Here is an 18,687-nt window from a genome sequence, read left to right on the forward strand (position 1 = left end):
ATGAACAGCTACAAGACCTATATATGCCTTGCCCTGCTCGCCCTTTCCGGCTGTAAGAACAATGACGGCAACAGCCCGCAGACACTCACACCGCAAATCCGGTATGAGTTCAGCGGTGGCGCAGGACACTATAATTATGCTCCGAGCATCATCCAGGACCAATACGGCATCCGCTACGGGTTCATTTGCGAGAACCGCGACCCGTTCAAGATAGTGGACTATGTTTATCTGTATAAAGGCATCCCTACGGAGAAAGGCTACGTATGGCAACCCGGCACACAGATTATCGAACCCTCTGAAAGCGGCTGGGACAACTGCCACATCTGCGACCCCGACGTCCGCGAATTCAAAACGACCTACAAAGGGGAAACCTACAACTGGATTATGACCTACCTCGGCGTAGACCGTTGGGACTGCAACCATAACCAGATAGGACTCGCCATCTCCAAGAACATTGAAGGCCCTTATATCAAGTTCGACAAAAACCCATTGGTTGCCTATCAGGACACCACCAAATGGGGTGTAGGACAAAGCACCACCATCGTCAAGGACTCCGCCACCATACAGTTGTTCTATCACTCCACCACGGAGAACGGCCCCTTTTGCATGCGCGAGATAAAGCTGAACGATCTGGATAACATCGTATTGGGCGAGGAACAGTCAATCCCCTTCCTGAGCGCCAACAGTTATCCCGCCATGTCCGACAAGTACATCTATATGGTGTCCGAAACCCGCGTATCTCCCATCAAGGAAATACCCACCTGGGTAGGCGATGTATGCCGTCTGGCGTACAAGCCGAGAACTGAAGACCTGGCCGGAGACAAGGACGGTTGGATAGAGATAGGACATGCCGGACCGGAAGAGACAGGATTCCCGCGAAACCACAACCCGGGCATCCTGACGGACACGAAAGGTTATATGCTCAGTGATGACGAACTGGTGATGTACTTCACCCCCGCCATGACAGGAGAGAACTGGTTATGGTCTTATGACCTGTATTCGGCTACGTTCAATCTGAAAAGTTACTTCAAATGAGAAAGACAGCGCTACAAACAGTATGGCTCGCCCTGCTGCTCCTTGCCCTCCCCTGCGGGCAAGCGGCAGGGCAGCAGCAGAAGACTCCCGTGATAGTAATCACCGACCTGTATCACCCCTACCAAGACCCGGGGGATAATATGGATCTGATTATGGGCTTCGGCCTGCCCGACGTAGATCTGAAAGCCGTACTTCTGGACATCACCGACGCTTTCCGTAAAGATACCGCCGATCACCCTACCCTATGGCGGGATTCGCGCGGACCGAGGGAGGCAGGTATCATCCCGGTGGAGCAATTGAGCTATATCTTCAACAAGAAAGTCCCCTACGGTATAGGACCATTGTCCATGATGAAATCGGAAGAGGACAAGATGGAATACCTTCCCGACTATGAACAGGAAGCCATCCGGTTGCTGGCTGACGTGCTGAAAGCAAGTAAAGAGCCGGTAGAAGTCCTCTCTTTCGGTTCGGCAAGGCTACTGGCGGTTGCCTACAACCGCAACCCCGCACTACTGAAAAAGAAGATACGCAAGATTCACCTCAGTGCAGGCACGGCAAGCAAGAACCACGAACTGGGAAGCGACGCCGGAGCCAACGCCATCCCCGGCGGAGAATGGAATGTAGCGCTGGATGTATTTGCCTTCACAAGAATACTGAAGTCGGACCTTCCGGTAGCCATCTATCCCTGCGCAGGCAAAGACGGTGGCTTCGTGAAGGACTGCAACAACACCTACTGGCAACTGCCCGATATGGAGTTTACGCGCAAAATGCATCCCCGGTTGCAGCGGTATCTGGATTTTGCCTTTAACCGGAAACTGCAATACGACTTCCTCCGCGCAATGGATGCCGGATATCCGGCAAATATGGACATCAGCCGCTACCCTAAACCTTTTCATGTATGGGAAAGCGCCATCTGGCTGAAAGCCACAGGAAGGGAGGTGGTCTGTACGCCCGAAGGGGAATACCGCCTCGTCAGAAAGGGAGAGACAAAACAAGGCGACCGGCTCATTAAGAACGAGTTGCGCCCTTGCCGTCTGGATGAGATAAGAGATGACGGGCGTTTTCAATTCTCATACACCGGAAAGCAGTCCGGCAATAAAGAGATATATTACCGCCCAGACCCCAATGAGAACGAGAAAGCACTTCAAGCAGTGATTCCCGAACTCTACATTTCCATTTCACCGAATAATTAACTTCTAAAACATAATGTTATGACCAAGAACAAACTTTATCTATTAGGCTTATTTCTACTGGCCTTGTCGAGCTGCACCTCCTCCGGGAAACAGCAGAAAACGGAAGTTGCTTCAAGCGCGGAAAAGATTATCCTGGAAACGGACATCGGCAATGATGTGGACGATGCCCTGGCACTGGATATGCTCTACAAATATCTGGATGCGGGAGACATCGACTTATTGGGTATCATGATAAACAAGGAGGGCACTTACCCGGCCGAATACACAGACATCATGAACACTTGGTACGGTTATCCCCAAATTCCCATCGGCATCCTGCACAATGGGGCGAACTGCGAGAATGACGCCACAAACTATGCCAAAGCCGTATGTCTGATACAGGATGAAAACAGCAAACCGACATTCAAACGTTCGCTGAAAGGTGGTTACGACCAACTGCCGGAAGCTCCCGCCCTCTATCGCAAGCTGCTGGCACAACAACCGGACAGTTCCGTCACGATCATCTCCGTAGGTTTCTCTACCAACCTTGTACGCCTGCTGGACACTCCGGCCGACGAATACTCATCGTTGACGGGCAAAGAGCTGGTTGCCAAGAAAGTGAAACTGCTATGCACTATGGCAGGATGTTTCAACAATCCCGAATTGTACGAATACAACGTTGTGAAAGATATTCCGGCAGCAAAGAAAGTGTTTACGGAATGGCCCACCACGCTGGTGACTTCGCCTTTCGAGGTAGGTATCGCCATCAACTATCCTGCCACCAGCATCGAGAACGATTTCCAATGGGCACCGATGCATCCGATGGTGGAAGCGTACAAGAGTTATCAAAAAATGCCATACGACCGTCCGACATGGGATTTGACCTCAGTACTCTATTCTGTTGAAGGACCTTCCTACTTCACGGTTTCGCCCGCAGGCAAGATAAGCGTAACGGACAAAGGGGCTACGGAATTTACTCCCGATGCAACCGGAAACCGCTACTACCTCACGGTAGATGCCGCCCAGGCTGAGAATATCAAACAACATTTTGTCAAACTGGTTAGCAAACAACCGGCTCACTTCACTAAATAATCAATGTCATGACTAAGTATCTATTCTATATTATCGGTTTATGCCTGTTCTGCTCCTGTTCGGACAGCACACCGGGAGAAGAACCGCCCGTTACCCCTCCCGAACCGACTCCTACCATAACCATCAGCAAACCGGAATTCGTCTTCGGTTTCACGGGAGAGAGTAAATATTCTTATTGTCCAAGCGCACTGAAACAAGAGGACGGCAGTGTGCACCTGTTCTTCTGCGGCAACCCGGAGAACCAGATTATGGTTGATAACATCTTCCATATAAAAATCAATCCGGACGGTTCGCAAACTGCTCCCAAAAGTGTGCTGCAACCGGGCATCGCAGGCACATGGGACGACCATCACACCTGCGACCCTTCCGTCATCGAGGGCAGTTTCAGCTGGAACAACGTGACTTACAAATATGCCATGTTCTTCCTGAGCAATATGTACGGAGTGTATTACAATGAAATCGGTGTGGCATTCAGTAACAGCCTGGATGCCGATAGTTGGGTGAAATATCCGAAACAGATTGTAAGAAAGACATGGTCGGACGACGGTGACCAGGAAATTGGCGGCGGTGGAAAATCGTGGGGAGTAGGCCAGCCATCCGTAGTATCTCTCGACAAGAAAGGGAAGGTACTGCTGACTTACACCATCGGTGACATTGGCGGCACGCGGATAGCGTGGGCCGAAGCTGACTTCAGCAACATGGATAGCTATACCATCAGCACTCCCATGACCATCGTTCAAAGCGGCTTGCTGGCTATTGACAACCAATCGAGGGATTATACCTGCAATTCCGAGTTCGCCATCAACCAGGATGCGGATAAAATAGTCATGATACGCCCTGTGCAACCTATGCCCAACGATTACCCCGCTTATCTGAACAGCGCGCTGGAAATAGACTACATGAACCTCTCCGACTTCATGAACCAAAGCGGCAGTTGGACACCCATATACCGGATTACTCCCGACGATACGGGTTACCCGAGAAATCATAACGCAACTTTATTACGGGATAACTTCGGGCACTTACAGGATTGGGAAGAACCGGCTTTCTACTTTACAGTCAGCAAGGCGGCACCTGACGTACAACCTTCGGGCAGCAGCCATGCCGAATGGACATATCATATCTGGAAGAGCAAGGTGGTGAAAAGCAAATAATGTCAATCTGACAATTTGATAATCCCATCACGCGAGAATGCCTTCTTTCCGCCCGAAGATAAGGAAGGAAGAAAAAAACGCAAGGATTTCATTTTGCAGAAACGCAGGAAGAAGGGGAAAAGCACTTTTGAAAGAACATCATGGAAAGATTTATCCTCTTTTAGTGTTTTAAAGCCCGATATCGGGCGGAATGCTGACAAAAGGTGGGATTGCCGGTTATCACGTCATCCGTTCAACCAGAAGAAAATAAAACATGTTTCCGGTAAGGCTACACCCTTTCATCCACATGGTATCACCCTTTCAGGGAAATGGCTACACCCTTTTTGGGAAAAGGTGTAGCCCTACCGAAAAACAGATGGTGTATTTTACCTGAATACATCATCTGTTTTGTCTGAAAAGACCATCCGTTCAAGGCAAATAGATGGTGTATTGCAGACAAAAAGATGATTTATCTCCCGAAAAGAGACGATGGATTGCGCTAAAAGGAGTAATTCAATCCAAAGCTACGTCAACAGAATATACGAAATTACATCTTTATGTCAGCAAAACAGCAATATCTTTATCCTTGAAGCAGACTGAAAAGCACTCAGCAATATTTCACAAGTCTTATTCTCTCAGCTACCCGGTTACCCCTACTTTATTACAAAATACCTGCAAAGTTACCCCCACTTTATTACAAATAACAGGGAATCATCCCCCCATTTCATTACAAAATCATTATCTTTATACTGAAAAATAAACACTTAAGCTTTTATGATAGAACGTAGACTTTTATCCTCCTTGACCGAATGGAAAAACAGTAAAAACAGAAAGCATGAGGAACAGCCCCGCAGAAACATAACGGGCTGTTCCTCTTCTTTTTACGGTTTTGTGACATATCTATCTGTATTTATGACATTGCCTGCATCCATACATTAATGTCGCGAATTCATATACCTCTTCCCACATTTGCGCATACCTTTGCAAGCAGAAAAAGATTTCATTTGTATCCTTGATTGAAGAGATAGGTAAGATAAAAACATAGGTAAGAAAGATTTCAGAACAGGAAAACAAAAACAGGTAGTCGCAGCTACTACCTGTTTTTCTAAAAGAGAAAAAAGAGAAACATACAATATAACAATCAAAATTAAGAATGATGAATTCAAAACAAGCGCTTTTCAGTCTATTAATATGCGTACTGGCAATAACAGGTTGTGATACGCAAAAACAAGCCCTCGTAGGCAATGAACTTGCCCTGACACGAGCCAAGCAAACGTTGGATTCCTTGTACCAGAATTATTCAGTCTCCGGCACATGCCTGTTGCGTGAAAATTATCCTTCCAACATAGGCGATTATACTGCAACCTACCTGGCATCCGAAGAGCAGAAGAATATGCCTAACCTGTATTCCTATTTATGGCCCTATTCCGGAACCTTCTCTGCCGTAAACGCTTTACTGGAGACAACAAGCGATGCAAACTACAAATCGCTGCTCGATAATAAAGTATTAGTAGGACTGGAAGAATATTTCGACACCCGGAGAACTCCCGAAGCCTACGCTTCATACATCAACAGCGCAGCGCAATCCGACCGTTTCTATGATGACAATGTCTGGTTGGGCATCGACTTTACCGATGTTTACACGCTTACCAAAGAAGCAAAATATCTCCAGAAAGCACAACTTATCTGGAACTTCATAGAAAGCGGTATGGACAGTAACCTGGGAGGCGGCATCTACTGGTGCGAGCAAAAGAAAGAATCCAAAAACACCTGCTCGAATGCTCCCGGTTCGGTCCTCGCACTGAAACTCTTCAAAGCCACAAAGGACAGCACCTATTTCGTAAAAGGGCAGCACCTTTATGAATGGACCAAAGCGAACCTGCAGGATTCCACCGATTACCTGTACTTCGATAACATCGCCCTAGACGGAAAAATAGGTAAAGCCAAATTTGCCTATAACAGTGGTCAGATGATGCAGTCAGCCGCCCTACTCTACCAACTGACAGGTGACAAAAACTATCTGACCGACGCTCAGAACATCGCCCGGGCATGTCACAACTATTTCTTCATGGATTATGCAACAGAGCAGGGCAAAACCATCAAACTCCTGAAGAAAGGCGATATCTGGTTCACCGCAGTCATGCTCAGAGGTTTTATCGAGCTGTACCAGGCAGACCGGAACAAAGCCTATCTGGATTCCTTCAACCAAAGTCTGGACTATGCCTGGGAACATGCACGGGATGAGAAAGGATTATTCAGCACCGATCTCAGCGGAAATACCCACGACAACCGGAAATGGTTGCTGACCCAAGCCGCCATGGTTGAAATGTATGCCCGCCTTGCGGCCGTCAAATAATAAATGAGAATATACTAATACCTTTTAAAACATGAAAAAGAGAAATATCGGTCTATGCGCCGTAGCCTTGTTATGTATGCACAACAATGCCAAAGCAATGGAACCAACTTTAAAACAAGACAACACCAAAGTTGTGAACCATGCCCAGGTGACTGCCGCTTACAAGACCAACCGCCCTGCCGTAAAAAACAGACTGTACGTTTCGAAAGCCGTAGAAGCCGAAATCCTGCGGGTAAAGAAACTGCTGACCAACCAGAAACTGGCGTGGATGTTCGAGAATTGTTTTCCGAACACGCTGGATACAACCGTACACTACCGATTGCTGGACGGCAAGCCCGACACATTTGTCTATACCGGTGATATTCATGCCATGTGGCTGCGCGATTCCGGTGCACAGGTTTGGCCCTACGTGCAACTGGCACACAAAGACCCTGAACTGAAAAAGATGCTGGAAGGTGTCATCCGCCGCCAGTTCCTATGTATCAACATCGACCCATACGCCAACGGCTATAACGATGGTCCCACAGGCGGCGACTGGATGTCTGACAATACAGATATGAAGCCCGAACTGCACGAACGTAAATGGGAGATAGACTCTCTCTGTTACCCTCTCCGACTGGCTTATCAATATTGGAAGGAAACCGGTGACGCCAGCGTCTTCGATGAAGCATGGCTGGAAGCTATCACAAACATACTGAAGACATTCAAAGAGCAACAACGTAAAGACGGTGTCGGCCCTTACAAATTCCAACGCAAGACGGAACGTGCTCTCGACACACTGAACAATAATGGTTTAGGTTCCCCTGTCAACCCTGTCGGACTGATTGTTTCCTGTTTCCGCCCTTCAGACGATGCAACGACATTTCAGTTCCTGATTCCATCGAACTTCTTTGCCGTATCTTCTTTAAGAAAAGCTGCGGAAATTCTTTCGACAGTGAATCAAAATGGAGCTCTGGCTCAAGAGTGCACAACACTGGCTGACGAGGTAGAGACTGCCCTACAGAAATACGCTACCTACAATCACCCGAAATACGGCACCATCTATGCTTTCGAAGTAGATGGTTTCGGCAACCACATGCTGATGGACGACGCCAACGTACCGAGCCTCCTCGCCATGCCTTATCTGGGAGATGTGGATGTAAACGATCCTATCTACCAGAATACCCGTCGCTTCGTATGGAGCCAGGACAATCCGTATTTCTTCAAAGGGAAAGCCGGTGAAGGAATAGGTGGCCCACATATCGGATATGATATGGTATGGCCCATGAGCATCATGATGAAAGCTTTCACCAGTCAGGATGATCAAGAGATTAAAGAATGTATCAAGATGCTGATGGATACGGATGCAGGAACCGGATTCATGCACGAATCTTTCCATAAAGATGATCCGGCAAACTTTACCCGCGCCTGGTTTGCCTGGCAAAACACACTATTCGGAGAGCTGATTCTGAAACTGGTGAATGAAGGGAAACTTGAATTATTGAACAACATCAAATAAGAGGAGAAACAAATATGCGTAAATTAATAATAGTGGGTTTAATGACTTTTGTACCCATCTGTCTGTCGGCACAAAAAGCTTTTAAGAATTGGCCTGAAGGCGTATCTCCTAAAGCAGTGGGTGAACTGGTTAGTAAGCGCTTTGTTGAAGTTCCGCACCCCAATTTTAATGGTAATCCGGCTCCCCCTAATGAAATCACTTATCCTGAAACATGTGCTTGGTTTGGTGCTTTGCGCTATGCGGACATAACCCATAATAAGAAACTACTCCGACTATTAGAAGAGCGCTTCTTGCCCATCTTCGGTCCGGAACGCCGTTTGCAGCCGTTACCCGACCATGTAGACCATACCGTATTCGGAACGATACCTTTGCAATTGTATGCACAGACGGGTAAGGAGATTTATTATCATATGGGAATCTGGTACGCCGACGAACAATGGAAAATGCCCCGTAACACCAAACATAAAGAAGAATATCAAGCCTTGCTGGACAAAGGTTTATCGTGGCAGACACGCTATTGGATTGACGATATGTTTATGATATCAGCCATTCAGTCTCAAGCCTTTTTCGTAACCAAAGACCGCCGGTATATAGACCGTGCTGCCGCGGAAATGGTGGTTTACCTTGATAAAATACAGCGACCGAACGGATTATTCTATCATGCAGAAGATGTTCCATTCTTCTGGGGGCGCGGTAATGGATGGATGGCAGCCGGAATGACGGAACTTCTCGGACTCTTGCCTGAGGACAATCCGAACCGGACCCGCATCTTGGAATCATACCGGAAAATGATGGATACCTTAAGCAAATATCAAAAAGAAGATGGCTTGTGGGGACAATTAGTAGATGATAAAACAACTTGGACGGAAACATCCGGTTCGGCCATGTTCATTTATGCAATGATAAAAGGCGTAAAACAGGGGTGGCTGGATGAGGCTGTCTACACTCCCATAGTTCGGAAAGCCTGGATTGCTTTAGTGGGACATATTGACGAAAAGGGAGATATTGCCGGCGTGTGCGAAGGCACCAACAAGACGAACGATCGTCAATTCTATTTGAACCGCCGTACTTTATCGGGCAATATGCATGGACAAGCTCCGGTATTGTGGTGTGTGAATGCATTTTTGGAAAAATAACCTTATAATGATAGAAAAACAATGATACATAAGTATTTTATGCATGTACTGATAGCACTGTTGTGCATGTACGGAGGAAAAGTTTCTGCCAAGGAAATCAGTGTACAGTCACCCGACGGCAAACTAAGAGTGAACATAGAATTAAAAGATAAGGTATATTACTCCGTATATTCAGGCAATGACTTATTACTGGATAATTGTTCTTTGACTATGACATTAGGCAATGAAGTACTAGGAGAGCAACCGAAACTGAGAAGTTTGAAACGTGGCAAGATTGATGAAAGCATAAGACGGGAAATCCCATTGAAAAATGCAATCGTTAAGAATCATTGCAATACGTTACGCATGAATATGGCAGGTAATTACGCCATCGAATTTCGGGTCTTTGATAATGGAATGGCGTACCGTTTTGTAACAGACAAGAAAGGTGAGGTTGAAGTAAAGGGAGAAGATTTCATAATCAATTTCCCGGCTGACTATATGGCTCACATGTCTCAGCCGAACAGCTTTAAAACGTCCTACGAATATCCATATACGCATATACAAACTAAAGAATACAAAGCAACAGACCGTATGACCTATCTGCCTGTACTATTAGAGACAGATAAACAATACAAGATATTAATATCGGAAGCCGATTTGCAGGATTATCCATGTATGTTCCTGAAAAGTACCGGTAACAATGGAATGCAATCGCTTTTCCCGAAGTGTCCGCTGGAATTTGGTGAGGACGGTGACCGTAGCATGAAAATATTGAAAGAGGCCGATTATATAGCCAAGACTTCCGGCAAAAGGAGTTTTCCGTGGCGTTTCTTTGTGATTTCCGATGATGACAGGGATATTATTTCCAATGAGATGGTATATAACCTTTCTTCTCCTTGCGAACTGGAAGACTATAGTTGGATTAAGCCGGGCCAGGTAAGCTGGGAGTGGTGGCATGATGCCCGTTTGTATGGAGTTGATTTCCGCTCCGGTTACAACATGGATTCCTACAAATATTATATTGATTTCGCTTCATCTTTTGGCATTCCTTACATCATCATGGACGAAGGCTGGGCAAAAAGCACCCGTGACCCGTTTACACCGAATCCTACGATTGACCTGCAAGAACTGATTAAATATGGCAAGGAACGTAATGTGAAAATTGTATTGTGGCTAACTTGGCTGACGGTAGAAAATCATTTTAACCTGTTCAAGACATTTGCCGATTGGGGAATTGCCGGAGTGAAGATAGACTTCATGGATCGTAGCGATCAATGGATGGTAAACTACTACGAGCGTGTTGCCAAGGAAGCTGCCAAATACAAATTATTTGTAGATTTCCATGGCTCATTCAAGCCGACAGGTTTGGAACGCAGATATCCGAATGTTCTTTCATATGAAGGAGTACTGGGTATGGAGCAAGGTGGCAACTGTAAACCGGCAAATTCAATATATCTGCCGTTCATGCGCAATGCCGTAGGCCCCATGGATTTTACCCCCGGCTCTATGCTTTCCGCCCAGCCCGAGGACAATCGTTCTACTCGCGCCAATGCAATGGGATCGGGAACTCGTGCTTACCAAATGGCTCTGTTTGTTGTGTTTGAGAGTGGCTTGCAGATGCTCGCCGACAACCCTGTGTATTATTACCGTGAACGTCCTTGTACAGAATTCATAGCCAGTGTTCCTGTTGTGTGGGATGAAACTAAAGTATTAGATGCCAAAGTAGGAGAATATGTTGTTATTGCCCGTCGTAGCGGAGAAAAATGGTTTATCGGCGCTATCACCAACAATACCGGACGTGAACTTGAGATAGATTTAAATTTCCTGCCGGAAAGCAAAAAACTACATCTTACTTATTTTGAAGATGGCATCAATGCAGACCGCCAGGCTATGGACTATAAAAAGAGAGAAGCAGAAGTTACAAATTCTACCAAATTGACGATGAGACTGGTTCGTAATGGTGGTTGGGCCGGTATTATCGAATAAGAAAAACAATACTATGAATTTGAAAAATATATACCTGATTTTCTTGCTGTGTTGTGCGCTAGGGCTACATGCAGAGAACGGTTATGAGCTATGGCTACGTTATAAGCCGGTAAACAAAGGAAATCTTTGCGAGTCCTACTGCTTGAAAAGCCGTAAAATTATGTTCCCGGGAGAAACAGAAAGCCTGATTGCTGCAAAGAAAGAACTACAGGTCGGTCTGTCCGGATTATTAAATATGCCTTATACAGAAGCGGAGACTTTAGAAGATAACATGCTGGTGGTTGGTACACCTCAGTCTGTATCATTGTTTAAGAAGCAAGATTTCTATGCCGAAATTAACGGATTGTCCGACGAAGGCTATCTAATTCTGGACTGTACCATAGAAGGGAAAAAGGCTATAGCTATAGCAGCCCGGACAGATGTCGGAGTACTATATGGCGTTTTCCATTATCTCAGGTTGATACAGACCAATCAGTCTTTGGATAAACTATATATTCAGGAAAATCCGAAACTGAAGTATCGTGTATTAAATCATTGGGATAACCTGAACGGAACAGTAGAACGTGGTTATGCAGGGTATAGTATCTGGAATTGGGAAAGGCTTCCATCTTATAAGGAACAGCGCTATACGGATTATGCACGTGCCAATGCCTCCATCGGTATCAACGGAACAGTACTCAACAATGTGAATGCACAAGCTAAAAGTTTGCGGACAGATTGGCTGGTAAAAGCTTCCGGACTGGCAGATGTATTCCGCCCTTATGGTATAAAAGTGTATCTGACAGCAAAGTTTAGCGCACCCAAAGAAATAGGCGGACTGAATACGGCTGACCCTAAAGATCCTCAGGTGCGAAAATGGTGGAAAGAGAAAGTGAAAGAAATATATTCTTTAATTCCCGATTTTGGTGGTTTTCTGGTAAAGGCAAACTCAGAAGGTCAACCCGGACCACAAGATTACGGCTGTTCTCATGCCGATGGTGCGAATATGCTTGCCGAGGCTTTGGAACCTTATGGGGGGATTGTATTTTGGAGAGCATTTGTCTATCAGAATGAACGTCATGTAGATCGTGTGATAAACGGGTACAATGAGTTTAAACCGCAGGATGGTAAATTTGCAAAAAATGTCTTTGTACAACCCAAGAACGGCCCCATAGACTTTCAGCCGCGTGAACCTTTTCACCCTTTATTCGGTGGTATGCCCGATACGCCGCTGTCTTTAGAGTTTCAGATAACACAGGAGAATCTTGGGCATGCAGGACATCTGGTATATTTGGGCACTCTGTTTGAAGAAACCCTTCAATCAGATACTTATGAGAATGGAAAAGGCTCTACCGTTTCAAAGGTTTTGCAAAACTACGGGGAATCTCATGGAATTTCAGCCATCGCCGGTGTTCCTAATATTGGTACAGACCTTAATTGGACAGGACATTTGTTCGGACAAGCCAACTGGTATGCCTTCGGTCGTCTGGCATGGAATCCGGATACAAGCTCAGGCGAAATAGCGGAAGACTGGGCGAGAATGACCTTCTCCAATGACAAAAGCGTAATCTCTCCGGTACTGAAAATTATGATGATATCCCGTGAAACCTATGTCAACTATACCATGCCCCTCGGATTGAATCATATCATGAACTATGATACACATAACGGGCCTGAACCTTGGCATAACGATCCGGTATGGACTGCTTTCGACTATCATAAAATAACCAGAGACAGTATCGGTGTAAACAGAACTGCCAAGGGGACGGGAGCTACCGGACAATATCATAATCCGATCAGTGAAATGTTTGATGATATCAGGAAGTGCCCTCAGGAATATCTTCTGTGGTTTCATCGGGTTCCTTGGAACTATAAGATGGCTTCGGGAAGGACTTTATGGGATGAACTAATTTATCATTACTACAAAGGCGTGGACGAAGTTCGGCAGATGCAGACAATTTGGAACGAACTGGATGGTAAGATAGACCGTGAACGTTTTAATCATGTCGCATCTCTATTGAAGTATCAGGAACAAGAAGCTATCTGGTGGCGAGACGGCTGTCTACTTTTCTTTCAGGACTATTCAAGATTGCCTATCCCTGCAAATCTGGAACAGCCCAAACATTCATTGAAATATTATAAAACCATTCCTTTCCCGCATGATTGGAAAGGACGCTACGAATAAATAAAGAATTTATGAAAAACATGATGCTTACAATGTTGTTGGTGTGGTTAGTTGCCATGCCAACCCAGGCACGTCAGCCTGATGAATATTGGAATTCTCCCCGTGGTACATATGAAGAACGCCGTGCTCTATTTTTAGATTACTACTCAGAGAATGGAGGCGGACACCCTCTTTACGGTGTCTTCCGCCAGGCAGCGCGTGCCGCTTCCGGTCGTCCTTTGGAGATGGACAAGATGAGGGAGGTGATTTCCGTTATCAAATCGAACCGTGATTGCAATGACTTTACACTCAATTGTCTGCTTCGCATGGTTTATCTGGACAAGAGGCAACCTTTCTTTCCGGAAGAAATAAAAGGAAGCATTGAAGAGTGTATTCTGGACTTTAAATATTGGTGGGACGACGGCCGCCGTGATACAACCTATCGTTGTTATCATACGGAAAACCATCAGGCACTTTATCATACCGCAGAATTACTGGCAGGTCAACTCTATAAAAAAACAAAATTCACCAATGGAATGAACGGCAAACAACACATGGCGCACGCCAAAGAAAGGCTGATGAAATGGCTGGAATACCGTTTCCGCTTCGGATTCAGTGAATGGATGTCCACCTATTACGAAGTGGAAGTATTGCTGCTGGCCAATTTATATGATTTTGCCGAGGACAAGGATATTCGTTCCAAAGCCGGCATGGTACTAGATTTACTCATGTTTGATGTAGCGCTGAATAATTATGAAGGTTTCCTTGGTTCGGCAAGTGGACGTAATTATGCCAATTCTATCATTATGGGAGCCCACAATACGGCTCCATTAGCCAAATTGGTATTCGGCGTGGGGACTTATGACCGGGATGAAGTGATAGCCCCCGTAGCTCTCTCTACCAGTTCGTACCGTTGCCCGGAAGTTATCCGAAAAATAGCAGTGGATTATAAGACTCCTTTATTAAACCGTCAACGGGTAAGTATAAACGTAGAAGATGCTCCCGCCTATGGCATTTCGTATGATAAGGAGCTGGATTGTCACCTCTTCTGGGGCATGCAGGAGTTCATACATCCTATGGCTATTCGTATGTCTAAACAGATTTCAGAAAAATACGACGTATGGCCCTATCGGAACTATGACGAGTACATTAAAAAATATGATGCGCAGATAGCCGAACATGGTAAACTTGTGGATATGCATCTGGATCGATTTGCACTTTCAGAGGCCAATATAGAGACCTACCGTACTAAGGACTATATGTTGAGTTGTGCGTTGGACTACCGAAAAGGTGCTCCGGGCTATCAGCAACATATATGGCAGGCAACATTGGGTAATAAAGCTTTGGTATATACCAATCACCCCGGTGGAAAGAATCTGCGTTGGTCGCCTAACTATTGGGCCGGTAACGAAATTCTGCCCCGTGCTGTTCAAAGCAAGAATGTGGTAATCTGCATCTATAACATACCGGTCAATCAAAAGAATGATTTTTCCCATGCTTATTTCCCAGTGAAAGCTTTTGATGAAGTACATATTTCCGGTTCCTGGATATTTGGACGTAAAGAAGATGGCTATGTGGCTTTATATTCAAGAAATACGGCAGATTTAAGAGCCGATGACAGAGGGGAAGTCTGTGACCTACTGGCAAAGGGCCGGCAGAATATCTGGATTTGTGAGACAGGTTCAAAATCACAATGGGGAAGCTTCTCAAAGTTTATAGAAGCCATATCTGCCGCATCGGTTCATGATAACGGATTAGACATCAGTTATGAATCTCCGTCCGAAGGTGCGATTTCATACGGTTGGGACAGTCCTTTCTATGTGAAAGGCAAGGAAATGCTATTGCGTTGGCAGTATAGATATGATAATCCTTATTGCAAAGCCCTGTTCAATTCTACCTGTATAGAGATAGAAAAGGATGGAGAAAAGATAATCCTGGATTACAATAAGACAAAAAGGTGACATTAGGTCAGGATATATAGAATATAAACTATAATTAAATAACAAATCGTTTAATTTAAATTGTATATTATGAAGTTACGAAAAACACATTTATTATGGATACCTTTAGTGGTATGCCTATTTCTCGTAAATAGTGTAAATGTCATGGCGGCTATAGAGCAAGCCATCCATGTAAGAGGGCAGGTTGTAGACTCTGCCGGTGAGCCCGTGATTGGAGCCAATATCGTAGTGAAAGGCACTACTACCGGAGTGATTTCGGATATAGACGGCAACTTTGCCATTGATGCGCCGAAGAATGCGGTACTGCTTATTTCCTTTATCGGATATAAGTCGGAAGAAGTGAAAGTGACAGGACCTTCGGTGAAAATAGTATTGAAGGATGATACCGAGATGCTGAACGAAGTGGTAGTTGTCGGTTACGGTTCGCAGAAGAAGTCGGACATCACCGGAGCGATGGTGAACGTAAAGAGCGAAGCACTGCAACAGGCACCCGTAGGAAACATCGGAACGGCATTGCAAGGTCTTGCTGCCGGTGTGGACGTGCAGATGGCAGGCGGAAATACGCATCCGGGAGCTTCTCCGCAGATTCGTGTGCGTGGAGAGCGTTCGCTCAATGGAGGTAATGATGTCTTGATTATTGTGGACGGGATTCCTTTCTCCGGCGGACTGAACGAAATCAATAACGATGACGTAGAAAGTATCAGTGTACTGAAAGATGCTTCGGCGACAGCCATTTATGGTTCCCGCGGTGCCAACGGCGTACTCCTAATCACGACCAAACGTGGAAACAAGGGAAAAATCAACGTTAGTTACAGCGGCTATTACGGTATCACAACTGCCATCAAGGAATATGATGTGATGAACAGTTCCGAATATATACAACTGAAAAAATGGGCTACCTATAATGCCAATCCGGATGCCTACACCGGAATTGATGATCCAAACCTGATGCGCGTGGGTGATGTCTTCCGTGACCAAGAAGAAATGGAAGGCTATTTGGCAGGAAACGATACGGACTGGCAGGGCATGATATTCCGAAACGGCATGACGACGAATCATCAGGTGGCTATCAATGGCGGTAATGACCGTACTACTTATAGTGCTTCCGTTGGTTACTATAAAGGACAGAATAACTATGAGGCACATAGTTTCGAACGTATGACGGCCAAGCTTTCTCTCGACACGGAGATAACCAGCTTCCTGAAAGTAGGTCTTTCTACTTTAAACACTTACATCATCAATAAAGGCCAGGACACCAATCCAATGGAAATGGCTTTACGTGCTTCTCCTTTCACCACTCCGTACAAAGAAGACGGTTCTCTGCGTACTTACTTGCCCGGTAGCGGACAAAATGTATGGAATCCCCTACTGGATACACAAAAGAATAGTGTGATAGACGACCGCAAAAGTCTGTCAACCTTCACGACCGGTTACATTGACGTGAAGTTGCCTTTCGGCATCAAGTATCGTTTCAACGGTGGTATAAACCTGAAATATTATTCAATCGGTCAATTCCAAGCCAGCAATACAACTAAGCGCATGGGAGCTCTCGATTGGTCGTTTGGAGAATACCAGCACAGCGTAGACTATACACTTGAAAATATCTTGACTTGGGACTACTCTTTCAACGACATTCATAATTTTAACGTAACCGGATTGTTTTCCGCACAAGAGAGAGAGTTCACAAAGAACAACGTGTCCGGCAATGATTATTACGATGACAATATCCAGTATTATAATCCGGGACTTGCACAAGGCAATGTGACTGGTGGCGGTAGCTACGAAAAATGGGGCTTGCTCTCTTATATGGGACGTCTGAACTATAATTACAAAGAGAAGTACCTGTTGACGGCAACCGTGAGATACGACGGCTCATCCCGCTTGGCCAAAGGCAACAAGTGGCATGCATTCCCCTCAGTTGCTTTGGGATGGAACTTGATGCGTGAAAACTTTATGCAGAATGTCAATACGGATGTTCTTTCTGGCATGAAACTTAGAGCCAGTTGGGGTAATGTGGGTAGTACGGCTATCAGTGCTTATCAGACAATGTCAAGACTGGATACCGGCAGCAAGTACTTGTTAGGAACAAACGGCGTGATGGGCGTTCGTCCGGGTTCTGTACCGGATAAATCCTTAGGATGGGAAAATACCGAAACCTGGAATGTGGGTGTAGACTTCGGCTTCTTGAATAATCGTATCACAGGTACTATCGAGTGGTATCAGCAGAATACTACGGATTTGTTGTTGGGCGTGAACCTGCCTTCTACTTCCGGTTACTCCAATTCTTACCTGACCAATCGCGGTGCTACCCGAAACCGTGGTCTGGAGTTCAATGTGACTACAGTGAATATCGAAGGCGACGGACAGGACAAGCTCTCTTGGTCAACCGACTTAAACATCTTCGGAAATCGCAACAAAATCATGGATCTTGGCGAAGGAGTAGAATTTGACAAGGATGCAGGATTCTTCCTGGGGCAAGACAGCTACGTGATTTACTCATACGAGCACGACGGCCTGTGGCAGGATACTCCCGAAGACCGTGCATTGGCCGAGTCATTCGGCTATGCGACTTCCGGTGCCAATTCCGTAATCGGTACTGTCAAGATCAAAAACCACCATATCGATTATGAGGAAGACGGTGTCACTCCGAAAGCCAAACAGATAATCAACGAAGATGACAAAGTATTCATCGGTCGCCGTGCCCCGAAGTTCGAGGGAGGTATCAACAACCGTTTTGCCTGGAAGGGCTTCGACCTTTCGTTCTTGTGGACATTCCGTTGTGGTGGAACTATTACCTCTGACATGCACAACGGCTGGATGAATACATTGCAGGGAGGTTACAACAACCTGAATGTGGATTACTGGACGCCGGACAATACAACAGCCCGCTGGCCGAAACCGACTACCGCTACAGTTTCCAACAAAGGACTGCTGGCCCGTTATGACGGCTCTTACCTGAAACTGAGAAATATCACGTTAGGATATAATATCCCCAAGACATTCCTTTCCAAATTAAACGTGCAAACAGCCCGCGTATATGCTACAGGCTCAAACCTCTTCACTTGGTTTAGCAAAGAATACCGTAAAGATGGCGGCATAGATCCGGAGACTACAAGTACCATCAACTTAAAGACTCCTCCTACACGCACATTTGTGTTTGGCTTGAATTTAACTTTCTAAATTAGTAATTGAA

Annotated in this window: 11 protein-coding genes; all 11 read left to right on the forward strand. The window is 45.7% G+C overall.

Going from position 1 to position 18,687, the window contains the following annotated elements; genetic code table 11:
• Complete coding sequence (locus tag BUC01_RS05340) at nt 1–1,035, forward strand: glycoside hydrolase family protein (RefSeq protein WP_073312954.1); 1,035 nt, start codon at nt 1–3, stop codon at nt 1,033–1,035.
• The gene (locus BUC01_RS05345; RefSeq protein WP_073312956.1) at nt 1,032–2,228 is read left to right on the forward strand and encodes a nucleoside hydrolase; all 1,197 of its coding nucleotides are present in this window, start codon (nt 1,032–1,034) and stop codon (nt 2,226–2,228) included. Before BUC01_RS05340 ends, BUC01_RS05345 begins: the two co-directional genes overlap by 4 nt.
• A gap of 18 nt (nt 2,229–2,246) precedes the next feature.
• The gene (locus BUC01_RS05350) at nt 2,247–3,299 is read left to right on the forward strand and encodes a nucleoside hydrolase (RefSeq protein ID WP_025830842.1); all 1,053 of its coding nucleotides are present in this window, start codon (nt 2,247–2,249) and stop codon (nt 3,297–3,299) included.
• 8 nt (nt 3,300–3,307) lie between these two features.
• Nucleotides 3,308–4,453: a glycoside hydrolase family protein gene (locus BUC01_RS05355; RefSeq protein ID WP_025830841.1), complete on the forward strand. Its 1,146-nt coding sequence runs from the start codon at nt 3,308–3,310 to the stop codon at nt 4,451–4,453.
• A gap of 1,135 nt (nt 4,454–5,588) precedes the next feature.
• Complete coding sequence (locus BUC01_RS05365; protein ID WP_025830839.1) at nt 5,589–6,788, forward strand: glycoside hydrolase family 76 protein; 1,200 nt, start codon at nt 5,589–5,591, stop codon at nt 6,786–6,788.
• Between the two features lie 31 nt (nt 6,789–6,819).
• On the forward strand, nt 6,820–8,286 hold the full coding sequence (locus BUC01_RS05370) for a glycoside hydrolase family 125 protein (RefSeq protein WP_025830838.1): 1,467 nt from the start codon (nt 6,820–6,822) through the stop codon (nt 8,284–8,286).
• A 14-nt stretch (nt 8,287–8,300) separates the two neighbouring features.
• Nucleotides 8,301–9,422: a glycoside hydrolase family 88/105 protein gene (locus BUC01_RS05375; protein WP_025830837.1), complete on the forward strand. Its 1,122-nt coding sequence runs from the start codon at nt 8,301–8,303 to the stop codon at nt 9,420–9,422.
• A 21-nt stretch (nt 9,423–9,443) separates the two neighbouring features.
• Nucleotides 9,444–11,390 carry a glycoside hydrolase family 97 protein gene (locus BUC01_RS05380; RefSeq protein WP_034524015.1) on the forward strand — a complete coding sequence of 649 codons (1,947 nt, stop codon included), beginning with the start codon at nt 9,444–9,446 and terminating at the stop codon, nt 11,388–11,390.
• 13 nt (nt 11,391–11,403) lie between these two features.
• Nucleotides 11,404–13,554, forward strand: coding sequence for an alpha-glucuronidase family glycosyl hydrolase (locus BUC01_RS05385; protein WP_025830835.1), 2,151 nt, complete (start codon nt 11,404–11,406; stop codon nt 13,552–13,554).
• A gap of 11 nt (nt 13,555–13,565) precedes the next feature.
• Nucleotides 13,566–15,494: a hypothetical protein gene (locus tag BUC01_RS05390; RefSeq protein WP_073312958.1), complete on the forward strand. Its 1,929-nt coding sequence runs from the start codon at nt 13,566–13,568 to the stop codon at nt 15,492–15,494.
• A gap of 69 nt (nt 15,495–15,563) precedes the next feature.
• A complete protein-coding gene (locus BUC01_RS05395; RefSeq protein WP_073312960.1) occupies nt 15,564–18,674 on the forward strand; it encodes a SusC/RagA family TonB-linked outer membrane protein in 3,111 nt (1,036 codons plus the stop codon).
• The last annotated feature ends 13 nt before the right edge of the window (nt 18,675–18,687 follow it).

Origin of the sequence: Bacteroides stercorirosoris, from assembly GCF_900142015.1 — a bacterium.
Lineage (GTDB): Bacteria > Bacteroidota > Bacteroidia > Bacteroidales > Bacteroidaceae > Bacteroides > Bacteroides stercorirosoris.